A 3,363-nucleotide genomic window follows, 5' to 3' on the forward strand; every position below is an offset into this window, starting at 1 on the left:
ATGCGCTACTACCAAGTAGGTGTTTGGCAATTATTCTTTTGGGCGCACCAGTATGATCAATTCCACGGCAACCACATTCGCCAGGAAAACTACAGCATCCAAACCGCCACCAATATGATGGCCGCCATGGCGATCCTAGGCTGGAAGGATGCCGTCATCCATCAGGGCTATCTCACCCATGCGGCTCTCAACCGTGGGCATCAATTAGTGATTGAGTACGAAGAGCAACACCGCCGCGCCCAAGCCTTTATGCTGCGTGTGTTTGCCGATTGGGTGGGCGATGTCTCGCATCAATGGCCTGCTTATGCTTACGACGAACCCATCTACGAAGCCTTGCTGGCCAAGTGGCGCACTCCCAGCCCCGACGACCTGATGCCCTGTCTGTTGGCCGCGTGTGACCGCCACACTTGGCAAACCGGTAAAGAGAGCCAGAAGAATTCCTACGACTTCAATCAGGACTGGCACTTGGAGCGCGTGCCGGTGGAAATTCTCTTTATCCTGCGCCTGCGCCAGTGGGAAGGTTTAGCCAATCCGCAGAAGATTGATCATCCGCTGCTGGCCGCGCCTTTTGACCAATTGCCGCCCGAGCAGCCAGTGCCTGAGTTGGACGAATTGATGCAAGGTGTGCTCAAACGCGCAAGGGAAGACTGGCCACAGTACGATGAAGTGCTGTCTTTGCCAGCATTGAAGAGTTGAATAGGTGCAAAAGGGCCGGGGCAGGTTATAAGCGGTAAAGGAGACAGATTTATTTAATTTTCCGAGTCTTTTGTTAATTAAAAATCTGTCCACTTTTTGCCGTGGAAGGCATTGGTCCGGTTTCTAATTTTCGAAACATCGGGGTGCCACCTACGCTGTTGGATTCATTCAATTTGATTGTTAAGCACGTTAAAGTGGTCGGAGAGTAGGTGTGAGCGAATCTGATTTTAGAGACATAAAGAGACAGCTGATTCGATACCTCTCAAGCGGACTTGACGAAAAGGCTGTTGACTATTTCAACGAGTGCTCGCACTCACTGTCGGAGTCAACATTCGCTGAGTGTTTGGGCGATATTTGTTTCTATCAGCGTGACCTCGCCCAAGCCATAAAACATTATGAGGTGGCTACCCAATTGGCCCCCGGCCAGGTCATCGCGCGCTATCTTTTCCTGGCGGGTGTATCCAATGAGCGGGCGTCTAATTATGTCGACGCATTTAAGTATTATCAGGCCACTATTGAAGCTGAGCCGTCATTTGTCGATACGTATCTTGAGCTCGGTGCGATGTTGGTAAAGGTAGGGGATCTTGAAGGCGCCTTGCAGTGCTATGAAGATGCTATTGGAATAGAACCTGCAGACTTGGCGAGTCATGAAAGTCTGGTGTCGATTTTGGCTGAGCTTCACAGGCGCACTCCGGAAAAATATGCTGATAAGTACTCAGCGTCCAAAGCGACAGTTGAAAAGATGAGGCATTCCGGAAAGTCGACACCGTCGAATCGTCACGCCGCATGGTAAATAAATCCAAAAAAGCAGACGGACCCTGAGGGATCCCCACACATTTACCCTAAGCCCTGGGATTGATCGCGCCACTCATCACGCAGAGCTCGCTCCAATATTTCCAAGGGTAAAAGGGTACGGATTTATTTAGCTTGAAGAAGCCTTGTTTTCATTTTTTCCTGGATTTTATAGGTGATTTATGTTCGGGAAGTATGATTGTTTTCTGGGTTCGATAGGGTCAGAAGATTATTGGTCGGATGTAGGAATTAATATCGCGGCCTCCAAGATCTCTCAGTTTGATAATTCAAACTGGGAGGAACTTGAGTCTGCTCTTCGGGCGAAGTCTGAAGTCTGGCGAGGTCGGTGCGCGGAGTCTCTCGGTGACTCGAATGATGAGCGGGCGTTGCGTGTTTTGGTAACGCTTCTAAAAGCTGGAGAGGAGTCGGTTGTCATTCATGCAATTGAATCAATTGAGTCAGTTTTTTTGGCTGGCTACATTCTTGACAGGGCACAGGTCATACGCGCTCTAGATGAGGGGTTTGAGGCAGATAGTAGAACGTTGAAGCTAATGGCGGCTACGTTGGTCAGGAAGTTGAGTGAGGCATGAAGGTTGCTCGGTAGCTGACAGAATCGATCCCCACTTCGAACTCAACGTTGTTCAACGTTCTGCAAGACAACGCGATCATTCAGGTGAACGCAGAAGGCAAGGCTATTTGAACGGCGACGGTTCAAGGCGATAAGTGGCAAAAGACCCTGACCTTTCTAAAAGTTTCTCCCTCGTTGATCTGGGAGCGCGCAGAGCGGCCTTCATCTTTCGCGGGCAACCCTGTTAAGTCGGCGTTTGACTTGATTCCAGGTGGCTATGGTCCATTGGTCTACCAAGGGGCGGATACGTTACTTTCCGCCGGTGCTGGCTTTGGGAAAGTCCCTCTCGTGATGGGGGCTTCGGATGGGTTGAGGAAGGGTTCGATCTTCGGGGTTTTGGTTCCGAAGATGGATAATAATTTTATCATTCCGCTGTTAGGTACGAAAACGCCATTTGGTACTGCGCTGGGTGTGTATGTCGGCGGAGTGGGTTATAAAGGCTATGGCTTTTACGAGGAGGCTAAGGGTGACGGTAAGTAAGTTGATGTCTTCGGCGATAATGGCGGCGGGTATTTTAGTCGTAATGCTTTCCATAGGCTGCCTGCTGGCATTGTTGCCAGTCCTGTTTATTTCCGCAGGGTTTGAGGTGGAATTTGATGTGGTATTTGTATGGTTTGGAATGCCATTCTCGATTTTGTTTGCGTTGAGTTGGTTTTATAAGTATGCAGATTTCGCAAAATCAATCATCTTTAGGCGTTAGTGAGATGCGCCTGTGAGCAAGAGAACGTTGAAGCTAATGGCGGCTACGTTGGTCAGGAAGTTAAGTGAGGCATAAAGGTTGCTCGATAGCTGATAGTCACGCGGTGCATTGATTCAGTGTCTGCAGCACGTTTTTCGTGGCTCCGTTGCAGGTCGTGGAGCCAGATAGAGAAAAGCCTGCAGAAATGCAGGCTTTTTTGCCATTGGATTTGGCTGATCGTCGCAACTTTTCCTCTATACAACCCCTCTCCTCAGACCATAAAATGAGAACCATTATCATTAGTGTGGATCTGAAATGCAGCACGACAGCACCCCCTCGCCCGTCGCCCAGCTGTACGCCAATCACCACAGCTGGCTCCGAGGCTGGTTGCATCGGCGGCTGGGGCACACGGCCGATGCCGAAGACCTCGCACACGACACCTTTATCCGTGTGCTGCGCTCCCAGGAGGATGTACGCGAGTTGCGCCAGCCCATGGCGTTTCTGGCGACCATCGCCAATGGCTTGCTGATCAACCGTTGGCGTCACCAAGCCATCGAGCGGGCTTATC

At 50.4% G+C, this 3,363-nt stretch carries 6 protein-coding genes; all 6 read left to right on the forward strand.

Annotated features, from left to right (window positions below; translation table 11 throughout):
- Positions 1–696 (forward strand): hypothetical protein (locus FEM54_RS28265; RefSeq protein WP_138453826.1); only part of this gene is annotated, 696 nt, incomplete at its 5' end.
- A gap of 211 nt (positions 697–907) precedes the next feature.
- Positions 908–1,489 carry a tetratricopeptide repeat protein gene (locus FEM54_RS28270; RefSeq protein ID WP_138453827.1) on the forward strand — a complete coding sequence of 194 codons (582 nt, stop codon included), beginning with the start codon at positions 908–910 and terminating at the stop codon, positions 1,487–1,489.
- A gap of 615 nt (positions 1,490–2,104) precedes the next feature.
- Positions 2,105–2,188 (forward strand): TraI domain-containing protein, encoded by an 84-nt coding sequence (locus FEM54_RS34815; RefSeq protein ID WP_276614874.1) that lies wholly within the window; start codon positions 2,105–2,107, stop codon positions 2,186–2,188.
- A gap of 63 nt (positions 2,189–2,251) precedes the next feature.
- Positions 2,252–2,596, forward strand: a complete 345-nt coding sequence (locus FEM54_RS28280) for a hypothetical protein (RefSeq protein ID WP_138453828.1) — start codon at positions 2,252–2,254, stop codon at positions 2,594–2,596.
- Positions 2,583–2,816 carry a hypothetical protein gene (locus tag FEM54_RS28285; RefSeq protein ID WP_017137011.1) on the forward strand — a complete coding sequence of 78 codons (234 nt, stop codon included), beginning with the start codon at positions 2,583–2,585 and terminating at the stop codon, positions 2,814–2,816. The genes FEM54_RS28280 and FEM54_RS28285 overlap by 14 nt, the downstream gene beginning before the upstream one ends.
- Positions 2,817–3,110: 294 nt before the next feature.
- The coding region (locus FEM54_RS28290) for a sigma factor (protein ID WP_276614872.1) at positions 3,111–3,363 on the forward strand (253 nt) is incomplete at its 3' end.

The sequence above is a fragment of the Pseudomonas edaphica genome (assembly GCF_005863185.1).
GTDB classification, from domain to species: Bacteria; Pseudomonadota; Gammaproteobacteria; order Pseudomonadales; family Pseudomonadaceae; genus Aquipseudomonas; species Aquipseudomonas edaphica.